Annotated in this window: 13 protein-coding genes; 9 read left to right on the forward strand and 4 right to left on the reverse strand. The window is 65.9% G+C overall.

All coding sequences use genetic code 11. The features are described 5' to 3' along the window. The 6 genes from cobM (at position 1) to JANGC3_RS0104980 (ending at position 6404) form a co-directional block, all read left to right on the forward strand. Positions 1 to 831 (forward strand): precorrin-4 C(11)-methyltransferase, encoded by an 831-nt coding sequence (gene cobM / locus JANGC3_RS0104955; protein WP_017875374.1) that lies wholly within the window; start codon positions 1 to 3, stop codon positions 829 to 831. Next, on the forward strand, positions 828 to 1595 hold the full coding sequence (locus tag JANGC3_RS0104960) for a cobalamin biosynthesis protein (protein ID WP_017875375.1): 768 nt from the start codon (positions 828 to 830) through the stop codon (positions 1593 to 1595). The genes cobM and JANGC3_RS0104960 overlap by 4 nt, the downstream gene beginning before the upstream one ends. Further along, positions 1592 to 3151, forward strand: coding sequence for a precorrin-3B C(17)-methyltransferase (gene cobJ, locus JANGC3_RS0104965; RefSeq protein WP_026132566.1), 1560 nt, complete (start codon positions 1592 to 1594; stop codon positions 3149 to 3151). The genes JANGC3_RS0104960 and cobJ overlap by 4 nt, the downstream gene beginning before the upstream one ends. Next, positions 3148 to 4263, forward strand: a complete 1116-nt coding sequence (locus JANGC3_RS0104970; protein WP_017875377.1) for a CobW family GTP-binding protein — start codon at positions 3148 to 3150, stop codon at positions 4261 to 4263. Before cobJ ends, JANGC3_RS0104970 begins: the two co-directional genes overlap by 4 nt. A gap of 73 nt (positions 4264 to 4336) precedes the next feature. Further along, on the forward strand, positions 4337 to 4909 hold the full coding sequence (locus tag JANGC3_RS0104975) for a HupE/UreJ family protein (protein WP_017875378.1): 573 nt from the start codon (positions 4337 to 4339) through the stop codon (positions 4907 to 4909). Between the two features lie 142 nt (positions 4910 to 5051). Beyond that, on the forward strand, positions 5052 to 6404 hold the full coding sequence (locus JANGC3_RS0104980; protein WP_017875379.1) for an MBL fold metallo-hydrolase: 1353 nt from the start codon (positions 5052 to 5054) through the stop codon (positions 6402 to 6404). Positions 6405 to 6458: 54 nt separating this feature from the next. Here the strand turns inward: JANGC3_RS0104980 and JANGC3_RS0104985 are convergent, their stop codons facing one another. After that, positions 6459 to 6821 carry a translation initiation factor Sui1 gene (locus JANGC3_RS0104985; protein WP_017875380.1) on the reverse strand — a complete coding sequence of 121 codons (363 nt, stop codon included), beginning with the start codon at positions 6819 to 6821 and terminating at the stop codon, positions 6459 to 6461. A gap of 179 nt (positions 6822 to 7000) precedes the next feature. On the opposite strand from JANGC3_RS0104985, the gene JANGC3_RS0104990 reads away from it, so the two are divergent. Next, entirely contained in the window at positions 7001 to 8152 is a 1152-nt protein-coding gene (locus tag JANGC3_RS0104990; RefSeq protein WP_017878279.1) for an IS110 family transposase, read from the forward strand. A gap of 222 nt (positions 8153 to 8374) precedes the next feature. Next, positions 8375 to 8614, forward strand: a complete 240-nt coding sequence (locus JANGC3_RS32370) for a hypothetical protein (RefSeq protein ID WP_157406410.1) — start codon at positions 8375 to 8377, stop codon at positions 8612 to 8614. A 195-nt stretch (positions 8615 to 8809) separates the two neighbouring features. Here JANGC3_RS32370 and JANGC3_RS28425 read toward each other — a convergent pair whose 3' ends face one another. From JANGC3_RS28425 to JANGC3_RS0105005, 3 genes are all read right to left on the reverse strand, one after another. Then, positions 8810 to 11470, reverse strand: a complete 2661-nt coding sequence (locus JANGC3_RS28425; RefSeq protein ID WP_232429656.1) for an EAL domain-containing protein — start codon at positions 11468 to 11470, stop codon at positions 8810 to 8812. A 333-nt stretch (positions 11471 to 11803) separates the two neighbouring features. Then, positions 11804 to 12745 (reverse strand): ATP-grasp domain-containing protein, encoded by a 942-nt coding sequence (locus JANGC3_RS0105000; protein ID WP_026132567.1) that lies wholly within the window; start codon positions 12743 to 12745, stop codon positions 11804 to 11806. 84 nt (positions 12746 to 12829) lie between these two features. After that, on the reverse strand, positions 12830 to 13018 hold the full coding sequence (locus JANGC3_RS0105005) for a hypothetical protein (RefSeq protein ID WP_017875384.1): 189 nt from the start codon (positions 13016 to 13018) through the stop codon (positions 12830 to 12832). A gap of 391 nt (positions 13019 to 13409) precedes the next feature. Here JANGC3_RS0105005 and JANGC3_RS0105010 point away from each other — a divergent pair, with 391 nt between their 5' ends. Continuing rightward, positions 13410 to 16133 (forward strand): polysaccharide deacetylase family protein, encoded by a 2724-nt coding sequence (locus JANGC3_RS0105010; RefSeq protein WP_017875385.1) that lies wholly within the window; start codon positions 13410 to 13412, stop codon positions 16131 to 16133. The last annotated feature ends 140 nt before the right edge of the window (positions 16134 to 16273 follow it).

The raw sequence follows: 16273 nt of genomic DNA on the forward strand, positions 1-16273 counted from the left end.
ATGAAGGTATATTTCATTGGCGCCGGCCCCGGCGCGGCCGACCTGATCACCCTGCGCGGCGCGCGCCTGCTGGGCAGCGTCGACATCGTGCTGTACGCCGGTTCGCTGGTGCCGACCGACATGCTGCAGCACTGCCGGCCGGACGCCGAGTTGATCGACACCGCCCAGCTCGACCTGGAACAGCAGCAGGCTTGCTACGTGCGCGCGCAGGCCGCCGGCAAGGACGTGGCGCGGCTGCACTCGGGCGACCCGGCGATTTATGGCGCCACGGCCGAGCAGATGCGCCGCCTCGACGCCCTCGGCATCGAGTACGACGTCGTGCCGGGCGTGTCCTCGTTCACGGCCGCCGCCGCCGCGATCCAGACCGAGCTGACCAAGCCGGAAGTGTCGCAAACGGTGATTTTGACGCGCGTTTCCGGGCGCGCCTCGGCGGTGCCGGAACTCGAATCGATCGCCAAGCTGGCCGAACACCGCGCCACCATGTGCATTTTCCTGTCCGGCCCGCACCTGAAGAAAATCGTCGCCGACCTGTCGCTGCACTATCCGCAGGAGACGCCGGTGAACCTGGTCTACCGCGCCAGCTGGCCGGAACAGAAAATCTACCAGGGCACGCTGGGCACGGTGCTCAAGGATACCAAGCGCGGCGCCTGGAACCTGACCACGATGATGCTGGTCGGCGCCGCCCTCGACAAGAACGTCGCCGCCGAGTCCAGCCTGTACTCGAAGGACTTCACGCACCTGTTCCGCGTGGTGAAGAAGACCAAGGGCAAAGCCAAGGCCAAGCTTGACGCCGACGTTGAAACCGTGGACGTGACCGAGGCCGCCGCGTGAGCGACGCCGCCCTAGGCATCTGGCTGGTGCGCGCCGAAGGCGAGGCGCTGGCCGCCGTGCTGCGGGCGCGCCTGGGCGCCGAGGTCTACCGGCCCTGGCTGAATCCGGGCGTGGCGCAGAAGGCGCAGTTCGGCGCCGCCTACCGCCAGCACGCCCAATGGGTGATGGTGGCGGCCAGCGGCATCGCCGTGCGCTTCCTCGACGGCCTGGCGCAGGACAAACACAGCGATCCGGCGCTGGTGGTACTGGACGAGGCGGGCCGTTTCGCCGTCTCGCTGCTGGCCGGCCACGAGGGCGGCGCCAACGAACTGGCCTACCGCGTGGCCGCGGTGGTCGGCGCGGTGCCGGTGGTGACGACGGCCACCGAGGCGCTAAAACCGCTGACCCTGGGCATCGGTTGCCGCAAGGGCGTGCCGGCCGAGCGGATAGAGGCGGCGGTGCTGCACGCGCTGGGCCAGCGCGGCCAACGCCAAATAGCCGAGGTGCGCGAAGTGGCCACCGTCGATCTGAAGGCGAACGAGCCGGGCCTGCTGGAATTTTGCCGCAAGCACGGCCTGCCGCTGCGCGTGTTCGCCCGCGCCACGCTGGCGGCGCGGCCCTGGGTCACCAAGGCGTCGGATTGGGTAATGCAAAACGTGGGGCTGGACGGCGTGTGCGAGCCGTGCGCCCTGGTGGCCAGCCCGCGCGGCGAGTTGCTGGTGCCGAAAACGAGTCTGGACGGCGTCGCCGTCGCAGTGGTTCAAGATAAATGGATGGAAATATGAGCGGTGTATTGAATTTGGTGTCGGTTGGACCTGGTTTTGGCGATTTGATCGTGCCGCGCGCGGTTGCGGCCCTGCAAAGCAGCGACGTGATCGTCGCCTATGAACTGTATCTGCGCTGGATCGCGCCGCACATCGAGGGCAAGGAGATCCACACGCCGCCGCTGACGCAGGAGCGCGAACGCGCCTTGCTGGCGATCGAAAAGGCGCGCGGCGGCGCCAAGGTCTCGCTGATTTCCAGCGGCGACATCGGCATCTACGCGATGGCCGCGCTGGCCTACGAGGAAATGAGCGAGGACGACACCTATGAAGTGAACCTGGTGCCGGGGATTACGTCGGCGAACGCCTGCGCCTCGCTGCTCGGATCGCCGCTGTCGCACGACTTCGCCACGCTCAGCCTGTCCGACCTGCTGTGCCCGTGGGACTGGATCGAACACCGCGCCCGCCACATCGCCCAGGCCGACCTGGCCTGCGTGATGTACAACGTGCAAAGCGCCGGGCGCCAGCAGGGCGTCTACCGCGTGCTGCAACTGATGCTCGAATCGAAGGCCCCCCACACGCTGTGCGGCGTCGTCAAGAACGCCTACCGGCCCGGCCAGCAGGTGAGCATCCACCGCCTCGACGAACTGCCGTCGCTGCAGTTCGACATGTTGACCACCATCGTCGTCGGCAACCGCTTCACCAAGCGCAAACGCGGCCAGATCTACACGCCGCGCGGTTACAACGACTGGTCCATGCCGGAAGGCGCGCCGTTGGCCGCGCCCGAGCGCGAGGCGCTGCCGGCCGACGGCGTCTGGGTCTTCTCCGGCACCAGCGACGGCAACGCGCTGGCGGCGCAACTGGCGGCGGGGCAGGGCAGCCCGGTGGTGGTGTCGGCGGCCACCGGCTACGGCGGCGAAGTGGCGTTGAAGGACTGCCCCGGCGCGACCATCTGGGCCGGCCGCCAGGGCATCGAAGCGCGCCGCCAGGCGCTGACGCAAAGCCGCGCCCGCGTGCTGGTCGACGCCACCCATCCGTACGCCACCAGCATGTCGGACCAGTTGATCGGGTTGGCGCTGGAACTGGGCATCCCCTACCTGCGCTACGAGCGCGCCAGCGAGTTCGCGCCGGCCGACGGCGAACTGTGCGCCTCGGCCCAGCAGGCCGGCGAGCGCGCCATCGAACTCGGCCAGCGCATCTTCCTGGCGACCGGCTCGAAGGACCTGGCCACTTTCCTGACCTTGCCCGGCGCGGCCGACAAGCAGTGGTTCGTGCGCCTGACCGCCGAGCCGGAATTCATCCAGCGCGCGATTGCGCTGGGCGTGCCGCGCGACCGCATCTGCGCGATGCAGGGGCCGTTCTCGGCGGCCTTCAACACGGCGCTGTGGAGCGACTGGAAAATCGACTGCGTGGTGACGAAGGATTCCGGCGACGCCGGCGGCTACCGCGCCAAGGCGCAGGCGGCGCAGGCGCTGGGCATTCCAATGCTGGTGGTGGACCGTCCCAAGCTCGACTATCCGCAGTTGGCCACCAGTTTCGAGTCCGTGCTGGCGCAGCTGAAAGCCTGGAACATCGCATGAAGCAGCTGATACCGGTCACCATCGTGACGGGCTTCCTCGGCTCGGGCAAAACCACCTTGCTGCGCAGCCTGATCCAGCGCCGCCAGACGCGGCGCCTGGCCCTGCTGATCAACGAGTTCGGCGAAATCTCGATCGACGGCGCGCTGATCCGCGACGAGGCCGGCGGCGACGAGCAGGTGCGCATCCACGACTTCCCGTACGGCCTGATCGCCTACGGCGACGACGAACAGTTCGTGCCGACCATGCGCGCCATCGCGGCGCGGCGCGCCAACGTCGACCACGTGCTGATTGAAACCTCGGGCCTGGCGCTGCCGACGGCGGTGATGGAACTGCTGCAAAGCCCGGAACTGTGCGACGACTTCATCCTCGACGCCACGCTGGCCGTGGTCGACACGCCGCTGCTGCTGTCGGACCAGTTCGAACACGGGGTGGGTATCAACCCGGCGGTGAATCCGGCCGCCACCATGTTCGAACAGCAGTTGGAATACGCCGACGTCGTCGTGCTGAACAAAATCGACGGCCTCGACGACGAGGCGCTGCTGCTGGCCGAAACGCGGGTGCGCCAGCGCGCGCCCAACGTGCGCTTCCTGGAACTGGCGCACCAGGCCCGGCTCGACATCCGCCTGGCGCTGGGGCTGCGGCTGCACCAGCCGACGCGCACCGAGCACGGCCACACCTACACGGCGCTGCCGGCGATGCCGGGGCCGCAGGCCGGCGTGCTGGCCGAGCAAAGCCGGCTGAACGGCCACGCCCACTCCGGCCTGAGCGCGCACAGCCACGGCCTGGCGACCCACAAGCACTTCCACGAACAGGACCCCGGCTGGCTTTCGTTCGTGCTGCGCAGCGACGTCGCGCAGCAGGCCGACCAGCTCAAGGCGGCGCTGCTGGAGGCGGCCAAGGTCGAACCCATCCTGCGCAGTAAAGGCTTCATCCGCACCGACGCGACCCCGCGCGCCGTACTGGTGCAGGGCGTGCGCTCGCGCGTGACCATCAGCGTCGACGCCGTCAAACCGGCGGCGCGGCGCTCCGAGCTGGTCTTCATCGGCTACCACACCAGCCGTAGCAATGTCGCCGCGGTGCTGTCGAACCTGACGGGAACGCCATGGCGATAGCCTGGCATGGCCGCTGCGCGTCGGCCCTGAAATGAACCAACACCCCCCATTTTTAATCCAAGGAGAATCACCCATGCAATCCAAACACATCCGCTTACTGGCCCTGGCGCCGCTGGCGTTCTGCGGCGCGGCCGCCGCCCATCCCGGCCACACGCACGGCGCAATGGCCGGCTTGATGCATCCCTTCCTCGGCCTGGACCATTTGCTGGCCATGCTGGCCGTTGGCGTGTGGGCGACCCAGCTAGGCGGCCGCGCGAAATGGCTGCTGCCATTGAGCTTCGTGGCGCTGCTGGCCGCCGGCGGCGGCTTGGCGATGGCCGGCGTCGGCCTGCCGATGGTCGAAGGCGGCATCGCCACCTCGGTTCTGCTGCTCGGCCTGTTGATCGCGCTGGCGGTGAAAATGCCAACGGCGCTGGGCGCGGCGATGGTCGGCGTGTTTGCCTTGTTCCACGGTTTCGCGCATGGCAGCGAAATGCCGGCGCTGAGCACGCCTTGGCAATACGCCTTCGGCTTCATGGCCGCCAGCGCGGTACTGCACGGCGCCGGCGTTTTGTTCGGCAACGGCTTGCAGCGCCAGTCGCTGTGGCTGCGCGCCAGCGGCGGCTTGATCGCGCTGAGCGGCGTCTGGATGAGCGCCGCCGCCTAATGTAAGGTCGATGCCGCGGCGGGCGACGCGAGTGTCCGCCCGCGGCGGCAGATGCGGCAGGGCCGGCTTGCGTGAGATAATTCGCGCGCGCCACAGGCGCATGCGCTCCCCGCGCATTTCACCGAATGCCATTGCCGACCCTATGACTCTCAAAATTTCCAGGATACTTCACGCGGGTTACGTCTTCGAGTGCGACGATACGCAGATCGCCTTCGACCCGATCTTTGAAAATCCCTTCAGCCGGAATTGTCACGCCTTTCCCGACGTCAGGTTCGATCGCGAGCAGATCAGGAAGGTGAGGTTCGCCGCCGTCTTCATTTCTCACTACCACGACGACCACTGCTCGCTCGAAAGCCTGGATTTGTTGGACCGGCGGACGCCGCTGTATATCTACTGTCTCTTTGAAGAACTCTTCGCGATGGTGCGCGAGCTGGGCTTCGTCCATGTTCATCAACTGCGCACCAATGTTCCCATCAGCGTCGGCCCGTTTGAGGTGTTCCCGCGCGAGGCGCTCGATTCCGACGTGGACTCCATGTTTCAAATCAAGGCGGCCGGCCTGAATGTGCTGAACGTCGTCGATTCGTGGATCGGTCCCGAGGCGCTGGTCGGACTCGCGCAGGACGCGCCCTGGGACATGGTGCTGTGGCCGTTCCAAACGATGCGCGAGATCGAGGTACTGTCGCCGTCCCGCGCCGCCGCCGCGCCGGCGGCGTTGCCGGCCGACTGGATCGAGCAACTCACGATACTCAATCCCCGCTATGTGGTGCCGAGTTCCTGCCAATTTCTGCAGGAATCGTGGTCCTGGTATAACCGCGCCTTTTTCCCGATCAGCTACAGCCAGTTTCAACAAGAGGTGGGGGCGGCGCTGCCGGACGCGCAGATAGTCAGACTCAATCCATCGGTGTCTGTGCTGTTGGATGGAAAATCGCTTCAGACAGGTTCGCCGCTGGGCTGGGTCTTGCCCGTCGGCGAGCAAGATGTCGATTATCAATACGAGGGCAATGCGGCGCCGCCGCCCACGTCGGAAATTGCTTGCCATTTTTCGCCCCTGACGGCGGAGCAGACCGACAGGGTCATCGGTTACTGCCGTTCGGGCTTGCTTGAAAAATACAGTGAGATGGAACTTGCGCCGGACAGCTACTTCGAGAAGGTGCGCGTGTGGCGGCTGTCGGTCTACGACCACGCGGGAACGGGCACAGACTTCCACTACCGCCTGGAAGGCGACAATATAACGCCCCTCGTCGTCGACGGCGAACAGGCCCTGTCCTGGACCACCGAGATCCCCATTGCGAAGTTTTACGCGGCGCTGGCGTTGGGCGAGTCGCTCACCTCCATGTACATGCGTATCAACGATGCGGTGTTCGATACGCAAACCGAAGAGGAAATTCAGTCGGCGGATATCGTCGACGATCCCTTGATTCGTTGCCTGTTTAACGATGTCGATTTCGGCGCTTACCAAGCTGCGCAGCTTCGGCGGCTAAAAGAACGCCTTTGAACTGTCCAACCGGAAGCGCGACCCGGTTTTTCGCAAATTGGTACGGCCCCGGCGTCAGCCGCCCGCGCGCTTGGCGTTGTGGCCGCGCTTTTTCAGCGCATCGACAACCAGGTCGCAGTGGTCGCCTTGCACCTCGATCACACCGTCTTTGACCGTGCCACCGCAACCGCAGGCTGTGCGCAGCTGTTTGCCCAGCAAGGCGAGGGCGATGGCGTCGAGCACTAGCCCTTTGACGAGGGTGACGCTTTTGCCGCCGCGGCCTTTGGTCGAGCGCGATACGCGCACCACGCCATCGCCCGCGGGCGCGGTTTTGGCCTGGGCTTTGCAGCCGCACTCGGCGACGGCTTGCCGGCATTCGGGGCAGGTGCGGCCGACTTCGGTGGAGTACACCAGGCCGCCTTTTGAACTACTTTTCATTATGGATCTGCTCGGGATTGTTTGATTGATGAATTGGCGGGAGTGTAGCAGATCGGTGTCAGACTCTAGTGCCGTCCAGTTAGCGCGATTTTCGTAGATACTATGAATGAAGGCGGGTCGGCAAAAGACGCAAATTAATCCTAAAGTGAAGGTTCGAAGAATCAACTTAGGAGAAAATCATGCAACCGACCCGCGCCAACGATTTTACGCCTGAAGTCGAAGTTTTTGCAGTGGCATTAGAGTTGTCGAGCAAGAGCTGGAAAATTGCCTTGCACGACGGAAAGAGAGAGAAGCCGGCGATTCAGACGGTTTCCGGCGAGACAGCGGCGGGGCGCCTCAACGAAACGGTGCAGGAGATTGAGAAGTTCAAGGCAAAGTGGGGCCTGGCCGCCGAGGTACGCACCGTCGTGCTGTACGAGGCTGGTCAGGATGGCTTCTGGATTGAACGCGCCCTCTCGAAGCTGGGCTACGAGGTGGTGATCTGCGACCCTGCCAGCATTCCCGTCGAGCGGCACAAACGGCGGGCCAAGACCGACCGGCTCGACGCGATCAAGCTGGTGCTGACATTGCGGGGCTGGTTGCGTGGCGAGTACGACCGGATGCACGTGATCCGTGTTCCGACGGTGGAGGCCGAGGCGCAGCGGCACGTGGTACGGGACCGCGGCGAGTTGCAAAAGGAAACGCAGCAGCACCGCGACCGGATCCGCAAGCTGCTGCGCACCGTCGGCTGCTGGGATGGCGTCGGCGGCGATGTGGGGGCGCGGCTGAACAAGCGGGAATTGTGTTGCTACGACGGCGATCCGCTGTCGGCGCAGCTGCAGCAGCGGCTGGAACAGGAGTGCAAACGTTTGGAGTTGGCGCAGCAACAACTGGCCGCGCTGGAAAAAGGGATGGCGGAGCAATTGCCGCCGGAGGTGCGCCAGCGCATTGCCGACCTGGAACGGTTGAAGGCGGTGGGGCCGGTGGGCGCGACGAGGCTGGTGCTGGAGCTGTTCTGGCGCAAATTCGAGAACCGCAGGCAGGTGGGCGCCTGCGTCGGTTTGGTGCCGCAGCCCTACGACAGCGGCGAGAGCCGGGTTGACCAGGGCATCAGCAAGCAGGGCAACCGGCGCGTGCGCGCGCTGTTGATCGAGATGTCTTGGTTCTGGCTGCGCTACCAACCCGACAGCGTGATGACGAAATGGTTCGCCCGGCGCACGCAGGGAGGCCAGAACAAGCGCGGCAAGCGCATCGCCATCGTCGCGGTGGCGCGCAAGCTGGTGGTCGCCCTGTGGCGCTACCTGGAGCATGGGATCGTCCCCGAAGGGGCGCAGTTGAAACGAGCGGCATAAGGGAGTAAGGCGGCACGTTCAGTACCAGTAGTTGGCATTACGTTGAAGTACGCAGCAGCAAGGAGTAGGCAGGCCCGTAACCCGACCTGGTTGCCCATGGCAACCGACCCTAGTAGATGGGGCTTGCACGCATCAAGGTCACTAAGCGCAACGCGCATGCAGAATTAGGCTGGGGTAGCAAAACCAGCGGATAGAAGGTGGTGGGACGTGAAGTCTCACGCAATGATGACCGAGAGCTTCGAACTGGGCTGTACGAACGACGAAAGCAAAGCGCTGGCAATGAACGAAGGCCAAAACGAAACAGGTCGGCATGGCGCCAAGCCGCAATATGCGTCATGGCGCCATGGACCAGCATATTTCGGTATCGGCGGCGTCAAGGGTTCGCTTCGCCGGGCTTCGCCCGCCCTTGACCCCGCCGATACCGAAACAAGGGATAGGATAAATTTGCGAAAAACCAGTTGACTTGGAATTCATCATAGAAGGTCGGGTTAGCCCGAAAGGGCGTAACCCGACAATGTTGGCCCGGAACAGCGCGTCGCGCTTCGGCCAACATTGTCGGATTACGCGTGCCGCTAATCCGACCTACGATTTTTGATTGTGCGGGGAGCGTCGGATTGTAAACCGGGGTCTGCCCCCTCAGTCGTCGCGGGCGTAGGCTTAGTCGAGGTGCTGTTGGGCGCCGTCGTGCACTAGCCGGCGCAGGCCGTCGATCATCTGGTCGCGCAGCGCGTGCAGGTGGGCCAGTCGCGGCGCCAGTTGTTCGGCGCTGGCGCCGCCGGCGCTGTGCAATTCGACCAACTCGCTGCCGCGCTCGTGCAGTTGCATATGCAGTGCGATCAGCCTGGCAAAGCGCGGGTGCATGCCGTAGCGCCCGCGCCCTTCGCTGGCGTGCCAGCGGCTGAAGTGGCAGCCCTGCGCGCTCGGTGGACGGGGCGCGTCGGGCGCGCCGGCCAGGAAGGCTTCGATGCCGCGCAGCCAGTGGCGGTGCTCGACCTCGGCGAACACCACCGCGACGTCGTCGCGCCGCGCGCTGCGTCCGCGCCACGCCGTCCATGCCGGGTCGGGCCGCCAGGCCGCGGCCCAGCCGGGCAGCTCGGCGGCCGGCATCGGCCGGGCGATGCCGTAGCCCTGCGCCAGTTCGCAGCCCAGCGGCAGCAGCAGTTCGCCGTGCGCCACCGTTTCGACGCCCTCGGCGATGACCTGGCGCCGGAACGCCGCCGCCAGGCCGACCACGCCGTCGATGATGGCCAGGCTGTCGGCGTCTTCCAGCATGCCGCGCACGAAACTCTGGTCGATTTTCAGCAGCGCCACCGGCAGGCGTTTCAGATACGTCAGCGAGGAGTAGCCGGTGCCGAAGTCGTCCAGCGCGAAGTGCACGCCCAGCGCGCGGCAGGCTTGCATCAGTTCCGACACCTGCGCCATGTCCTGCAACGCGCTGGTTTCGACGATTTCCAGTTCCAGGCAGTGGGCCGGCACCTCCGGCTGCGCCGCCAGCAGCGCCGTCAGGCGCGCCAGGAAGTCGGTACTTTGCAACTGGTGCGCGCCGACGTTGACGCTGACGGCGATGGTCAGGCCGGCGCGGCGCCACGCGGCGATCTGCCGCAGGGCCTCGCCGATGACCCACTCGCCCACTCGCACGCCCAGCGGATGGAGTTCGATCGGCGCCAGGAAGGCGGCCGGCGGCAGCAGACCGCGCTGCGGGTGGCGCCAGCGGATCAGCGCCTCGGCGCCGATGACCGCGCCGGTTTTCATGTTGACCTTGGGCTGGTAGTGCAGCACGAACTCGTCCTGCCCGAGGCCGCGCTCGATGTCGGCCAGCTCGGCGCGCTGACTGCGCGCGGCGACGTCGCGGCCGACGTCGAACAGGTGGTAGCGGTTCTTGCCGGCCTGCTTGGCGTGGTACATGGCCTGGTCGGCGTGGCGCATCAGCAGGTCGGCGTCGGCGCCGTCGTGCGGGTAGAGCGTGACGCCGATGCTGGCGCCGACGCGCAGTTCCAGTGGCGCCGGCTGTTCCAGCCACAGCGGCGCGGCGGCGGCCTGCAGCAGGCGCGCCAGGATCGGTTCGCAGTCGTCGGGCTGCGCCAGTTCGGTCAGCACGGCGACGAATTCGTCGCCGCCGATGCGGGCGATGGTGTCGCCGTCGCGCAGCGCCGACTTCAGCCGTTGCGCGACGGCGATCAGCAGTTCGTCGCCGACCTCGTGGCCGTGCTGGTCGTTGACCGCCTTGAAGCCGTCAAGGTCGAGGTAGACCACCGCCAGCGACTGGTTGTGGCGCTCGCTGTGGGCGATCGCCTGCTGCAGGCGGTCGGCCAGCAGCGCCCGGTTGGGCAGGCCGGTGAGGGCGTCGAAGTGGCTGATGCGGTCGAGCTGTTGCAACTGCCGTTTGCTCTGCGTGACGTCGGTGAACAGGGCCACGTAGTGTTGGGTGGCGCCGTCGGCGTCGCGCACCGCGCTCACCGTGATCATCTCGGCGTAGACCGCGCCGTCCTTGTGCCGGTTCCAGGCCTCACCGTGCCAGTGGCCCTGGTCGACCAGCGCGCGCCACATCTGCGCGTAGAACTCGGCCGACTGGCGGCCCGACTTGAGCATGCGCGGATTGCGTCCCAGCGCCTCGGCGCGGCTGTAACCGGTAATGCGGGTGAAGGCGTCGTTGACCTCGACGATGGTGCCGGCCGGGTCGGTGACCATGATGCCCTCGCGGGCCCCGCTAAAGACGCTGGCGGCCAGGCGCAGGCGCGTTTCGGCTTGCTTGCGCTCGCTGATGTCCTGGCGGGCGATGACGACGTTGCCGCTGTCGCCCTGGAAGCGGGTGACGTTGACGCCGAGCCAGCGCGGCGCGCCGCCGGCGCGGCACGGGTACTCGGCCGAGAAGCTGTCGCTCTGGCGCCCGAGTACGGCGCGGATGCCGTCGGCCAGTTGCGGCGACTCCAGCGCGTCGGGCGCGGCGTTGTCGCACAGGTGCAGGTAGTTGGCGCCGACGTCGAGGCGCGCCTGCTCGGCGTGGAACGCGCGCCAGGCCTGGTTGGTGGTGAGGACGACGCCGCCGCGGTCGAGCACGCAAATGTGCGTCGCCACCGCATCGATGGTGGCCCTGGCGAACGATTCGGCGGCCTGCAGCGCTTGCTTCGCCTGCATGCGCTCGGTGAAGTCGAACACGTGGGCGTGGGCGCGCCGCAGTTCGTCGTTTTGCGCCTCCAGTTCCAGCTGGAAGATCAGCAGTTCGTCGAGCTGGCGGCGGGCCTCGTGCTCGCCGGCGGCACTGGGCAGCCGGGCTGGCGGTGTCGCCGCGCCGGGCGAGGAGCGTTGGTCCTGTGTCATGTGCGGTTCCCGCATCGGTTGCGCGCGCGGTGGTGGAAGGCGCGCCGCGGCGAAACGGATGGGTTGATTTTACTGATGGCCATGGTGCTGTTGTGGGTAAATGGCGCCGTGCGACGCCCGTAGCTTTACTTTAACGCATGAGGCGGTTAACAGAAAGTGTATCTTGCGAGATAAATATGCGAAAAATGCATTTCGCTACCGCTCATCGGCAAAATATTTCCGGTATTGGCGGGCAGGGGGAAGTCGCGGGCGGGCCGGGCACCGCGCCAGGTAGCCGCGACGCCTTGCTCCGGCCCCTAAAAACGCCCGTGTGCGGAAGCCTTTATCGAGGCCTCAGGCGGCGTGTTTCCATCGCGATTCGCTGTTGACCATCGCCTCGATGAGCGTATCGGTCAGCGGGTAACCGGTGGCGTTCTCGATACCGAGAAACATCGGGCTGGGATTGGCTTCGAGGAAGAAGTAGTTGCCGTCCTTGTCGCGACGCCAGTCGATCGCGGTCCAGTTCAGCGACAGCAAGGCCATAATCGTCGGCACCTGCTGGCGTATCGCCGCCGGCAGGTCGATATTCTTGATGCTCAACGCCGCGTCGGTGCGGAAATCGACGTCGTCGCTTTCCAGCTCCAGCGAAAACATGTGCCGGCCGATCGCATAGGTGCGGATATTGGTGCCGTCCACATATTGTTGCAGCGTGATCGGGGCGCGGCTCAAGGCGCCGGCCAAATGCTCGCCAGCCAGATGCCGTTCGGTGATGCGCTCGGTATGGGCGCCGCCATATACCGGCTTGAAAATAGCCTGCGGTTCGGCTTTGCAGAACGCCAGCACTTGTTGCGCGTTGTTGCCGACATACGTGCGCGGGATGGTGACGCCGGCCTGCGCCACCAATTGCAACTGGTGCGGCTTTTCCTGGTGCGACTGGTATGCCTGCCAGCTATTGAGCCAATGCGTCTGGTTGCGGCACTGGAACCACGAGCGCAGGCTGGCCATGCTGTCGTAAAACGCGATGTCCTCGACCGAGCCGCGGGTCGCCTTGGTCGACTCCGGGGTGACGCCGCAGAAATTGCGCCAGTAGACCGAGCCGATTTCGGCGAAACGCATGGCGCTGCCGTCGGGCAGCGTCAGCTCGCCGCCGCCGTCGGCCGGCGTCAGGCTCATTTGTATAGTCGAGGGGAATTTATGGGTTTCAAGCAGGTGCGCTTCGTGGCCGCGCCGCGCCAGTTGCGCCAGCATATGCTGGGCGTGCTGGTCGCCGGCGTGCGCCAAAATAAGATGTTTCATGATTTTTCCACTACCTTTGCAACGATATGGGGCCGGTCGCCGTACGGCGCGCCGTCCGGCGACCGGCTGCTTACGCTCAGTCGATTACTTCAGGTCTACCGGTGGCAGGCCGCCTTCTTCGCCCAGGGCCAGCGTGGTTTGCTGACCTGTGCCGCCGGTCAGATTGCCAGGATCGCCGCCTTCTTCGCCAATGGCCATCGTCGTCATGATCGGGTCCGAAACGCCGCCGCTAACTTGTTTGATTTGTTCTTCGTTCAGTGAAAATGGATGCATGATAGTGTCCTAATTTCTAAATAAACTTCGATTGATTGCGAGCAAGGGCAGCGCTTGCGTTGGACGCAGGCAGTTGTCCCACGATCACACCTGGCGCATGCAAGATTCCGTATCGTCGGCGGCTTGCAATGCCCGGCTATCTTAGCAATTATTTCCTTTATGTCAAACTGTTTAAAGTATAAAACTTTATGATCTTGCAACATCAAAACTTTGTTGCCGATATGGTCATCGCGGCACCCCGCCTGCGCTTCGCGCGACGCGGCCGGCGTAAACACCGCGCCGCGCGGCCGGTCCCGTTACGCCGCGCTGGCACAGATGCAAGGCCTACCTTACAATCACGCCAGCCAATATTTACTATTTAATACATGACCTTTTACCGGACCTATTTATCGTGACCTCCAAGCCGCTCAAGATCGCCGTTTCGCTCGCCGTTGTCGTAGCCGCCGGGGCCGGCGCCTACTTCGCCACGCGTCCGGCGTCCGCGCCGGCACCGGCGTCCGCGCCCGTTGCCGCCGCGGGCGCCGCGGCGGCGGCCAGCGGCGACGTTGCCGCGATCGGCGCGCAATTGCGCGACGTGCTGGCGGCGCACCGCAAGATCATCGTGCTGCTGGCCGACGAGCAGGCGCTGGCGGCCCCGGCCCGCGCGGAGAGCCGGCGCGTCGGCCAGGCGCTGTTCCACGAAAACCAAGTCCGCATCGGCAAGCTCGACGAGGCTTTCGGGGTGTTGACGGCGCCGGACAATCCGGCCCGCTTCGAGGCGCTCGAGCGCTTGCTGACCTATGTCGAGTCGGACCCCGACCTGTACGACGCCGACCGTCTGGCCTTCCGCGAGCTGCTGCAGTCGCTGCTGGCCGACGTGGCCAAGGATTCGTCGCTGCCGGCGATTAAGTTGCACAAGCGCGTGTCGGAAGACCTCGACGCGCTGGCCGAGATCGAGCGCAACTATGAGAAGGAAATCCGGCAAATCTTCGGCCGCTTCGAGTCGCGCGCCATCGAACTCAAGCGCGAACGCTGGGAAGACTACGTCGCGCACTTGAAAAAACGTTACACGCGCGAGCAGATCCTGAAGGAATACGGCGTGGTGCTGCCGTATCCGGCGCCGCCACCGGGCGCCGCCGGCGTCGAGGAGGGTAAACCGGACGGGGCGGAAATTTTCGGCACCGCGCTGCCTAAGAAAACCGTGGTGCTGACCTTCGACGACGGCCCGCACAAACGCTACAGCGAGGAAATCGCGGCGATCCTGAAACAGTACGGCGTGCCGGCGGTGTTTTTCAGCGTCGGGCGCAACCTGGGCAGCCTGGACGCCGCCGGCAAGGCCAAGTTGTCGGCCGGCGCCGAGGTCAGCCGCAAGTTGATGGCGGCCGGCTACGCGCTGGGCAACCACAGCTTCAGCCACGCGCAGCTGTCGAAGCAGACCGGCGACAGCCTGAAGGGCGAGATCTTGCACACCGACGTGCTGCTCAAGGCCATCAGCAGCGAGCGCGCGCCGCTGTTCCGCTTTCCCTACGGCGCCCGCAACAGCGAGGGCATGGCGGCGCTGGCCAACGCGCATCTGACATCGGTGATGTGGAACATCGACTCGCTCGACTGGGCCGATCCGGTGCCCAGCTCGATCGCCGACCGGGTCCTGCGCTCGGTCGACAAGGAGGGCCGCGGCATCATTCTGTTCCACGACATCCACGAGCGTACCGTCAAGGCCCTGCCGGCCGTGCTGGAGCGGCTGGTGGCGGACGGCTACCAGTTCGCCGGCTGGGACGGCGCCGCCTTCAAGGTCGCCAAGGGCGCCGCGCCGGCGGCCGAGAAGAGCCCCGTGACCACCGGCTACGGCAACTCCTGGGCGGTGGTGATCGGCATCGACGACTACGCCAAATGGCCCAAGCTGCAGTACGCGGTGCGCGACGCGCAGGGCGTGCGCCAGAGCCTGGTCGAGAAGTTCGGCTTTGCGCCGGAGCGGGTGGTGTCGCTGAAGAACGCCGAGGCGACCCGCACCAACATTCTGGCCGCCTTCCACGACAAGCTGGCGCACGGCGGGGTGCAGAAGAACGACCGCATCTTCGTCTTTTTCGCCGGCCACGGCGCGACCCGCAAGCTCAGCTCCGGGCGCGACCTCGGCTACATCGTGCCGGTCGACTCGGACCCGAACCAGTTCGCCACCGACGCCATTCCGATGACGGAAATCCAGAACATCGCCGAAAGCCTGACCGCCAAGCATGCGCTGTTCGTCATGGACGCCTGTTACAGCGGCCTGGGGCTGACGCGCGGCGTTGGCTCCAGCTCCTTCCTGCGCGACAACGCCAAGCGTATCGGCCGGCAAATGCTCACGGCCGGCGGCGGCGACCAGCTGGTCGCCGACGGCGGGCCGAACGGCCATTCGGTGTTTACCTGGACGCTGCTGCAGGGGCTGGCCGGCAAGGCCGACCTGAACGGCGACGGCCTGATCACCGCCACCGAACTGGCCGCCTACGTCGCGCCGGCGGTGGCCAGCGTGTCGAACCAGACGCCGGCCTTTGGCAGCCTGCCCGGCTCGGAGGGCGGCGACTTCGTCTTTGAACTGCCGGCCGAGACCGAGTTCCTCAGCCCCACCACGGCGCAACTGTCGAGCGCGGCGATCGCGCTGAACTCGAAGCTGGACGCGTCGCGCCCGGCCGGCGCGGACGAGCGCAAGGTGGCCGGCGCCCCCCCCGCCACGGTGACGGTGAAGGATTTGCAGGGCGTCGAGCAAAAGATCGCCACGCCGCCGACGGTGCCGACCTCGGCGCGCCAGCTGGCGCAGCGGGCCAACGACCGCGGCCTGCAACTGTACAAGGAAAAACAATACGCGGCGGCCGAGGCGCAGTTCACCGAGGCGCTGAAACTGCGCGCCGACTTCGCGCTGGCCGCCAACAACCTCGGCTTCGTCTTCTACAAGCAGGAAAGGTACGCCGAGGCGGCGCGCTGGTTTGAAAACACCGTCAAAATGGACCCGTCGCGGGCGATTGCCTACCTGAACCTGGGTGACGCCCACGTCCGCGCGGGTGACGGCGTCAAGGCCAAAGGCGCGTACAAGACTTACCTGGAGCTGGCGCCAAACGCCTCGGCGGCCGGCTACGCCAGGCAGCAGCTGGACAAGCTCTAGGGCGCGCCCAGGGCGCCGCGAACGCCGGCAAAAACCACAGGCGACGAGCCGGGGTCAGCCCTTCAGGGTCCGGCCCCGGGGGGCGCGCCTGTGGTGTTAATACGGTTGCGCCGCAAGCACGATGGTTGCGGTACGACAGT

The sequence above is a fragment of the Janthinobacterium sp. CG3 genome, from assembly GCF_000344615.1.
In the GTDB taxonomy this organism is placed as follows: Bacteria; Pseudomonadota; Gammaproteobacteria; order Burkholderiales; family Burkholderiaceae_D; genus Janthinobacterium.

Bases quoted from the DNA above. Each gene is read 5' to 3' on its own strand.
- JANGC3_RS28425 (WP_232429656.1), bottom strand. From the start codon at position 11,470: ATGACACAGGACCAACGCTCCTCGCCCGGCGCGGCGACACCGCCAGCC.
- JANGC3_RS0104985 (WP_017875380.1), bottom strand. From the start codon at position 6,821: ATGAAAAGTAGTTCAAAAGGCGGCCTGGTGTACTCCACCGAAGTCGGC.
- JANGC3_RS0104990 (WP_017878279.1), top strand. From the start codon at position 7,001: ATGCAACCGACCCGCGCCAACGATTTTACGCCTGAAGTCGAAGTTTTT.
- JANGC3_RS0104970 (WP_017875377.1), top strand. From the start codon at position 3,148: ATGAAGCAGCTGATACCGGTCACCATCGTGACGGGCTTCCTCGGCTCG.
- cobJ (WP_026132566.1), top strand. From the start codon at position 1,592: ATGAGCGGTGTATTGAATTTGGTGTCGGTTGGACCTGGTTTTGGCGAT.
- JANGC3_RS0105000 (WP_026132567.1), bottom strand. From the start codon at position 12,745: ATGAAACATCTTATTTTGGCGCACGCCGGCGACCAGCACGCCCAGCAT.
- JANGC3_RS0104975 (WP_017875378.1), top strand. From the start codon at position 4,337: ATGCAATCCAAACACATCCGCTTACTGGCCCTGGCGCCGCTGGCGTTC.
- JANGC3_RS0104980 (WP_017875379.1), top strand. From the start codon at position 5,052: ATGACTCTCAAAATTTCCAGGATACTTCACGCGGGTTACGTCTTCGAG.
- JANGC3_RS32370 (WP_157406410.1), top strand. From the start codon at position 8,375: ATGATGACCGAGAGCTTCGAACTGGGCTGTACGAACGACGAAAGCAAA.
- cobM (WP_017875374.1), top strand. From the start codon at position 1: ATGAAGGTATATTTCATTGGCGCCGGCCCCGGCGCGGCCGACCTGATC.
- JANGC3_RS0105005 (WP_017875384.1), bottom strand. From the start codon at position 13,018: ATGCATCCATTTTCACTGAACGAAGAACAAATCAAACAAGTTAGCGGC.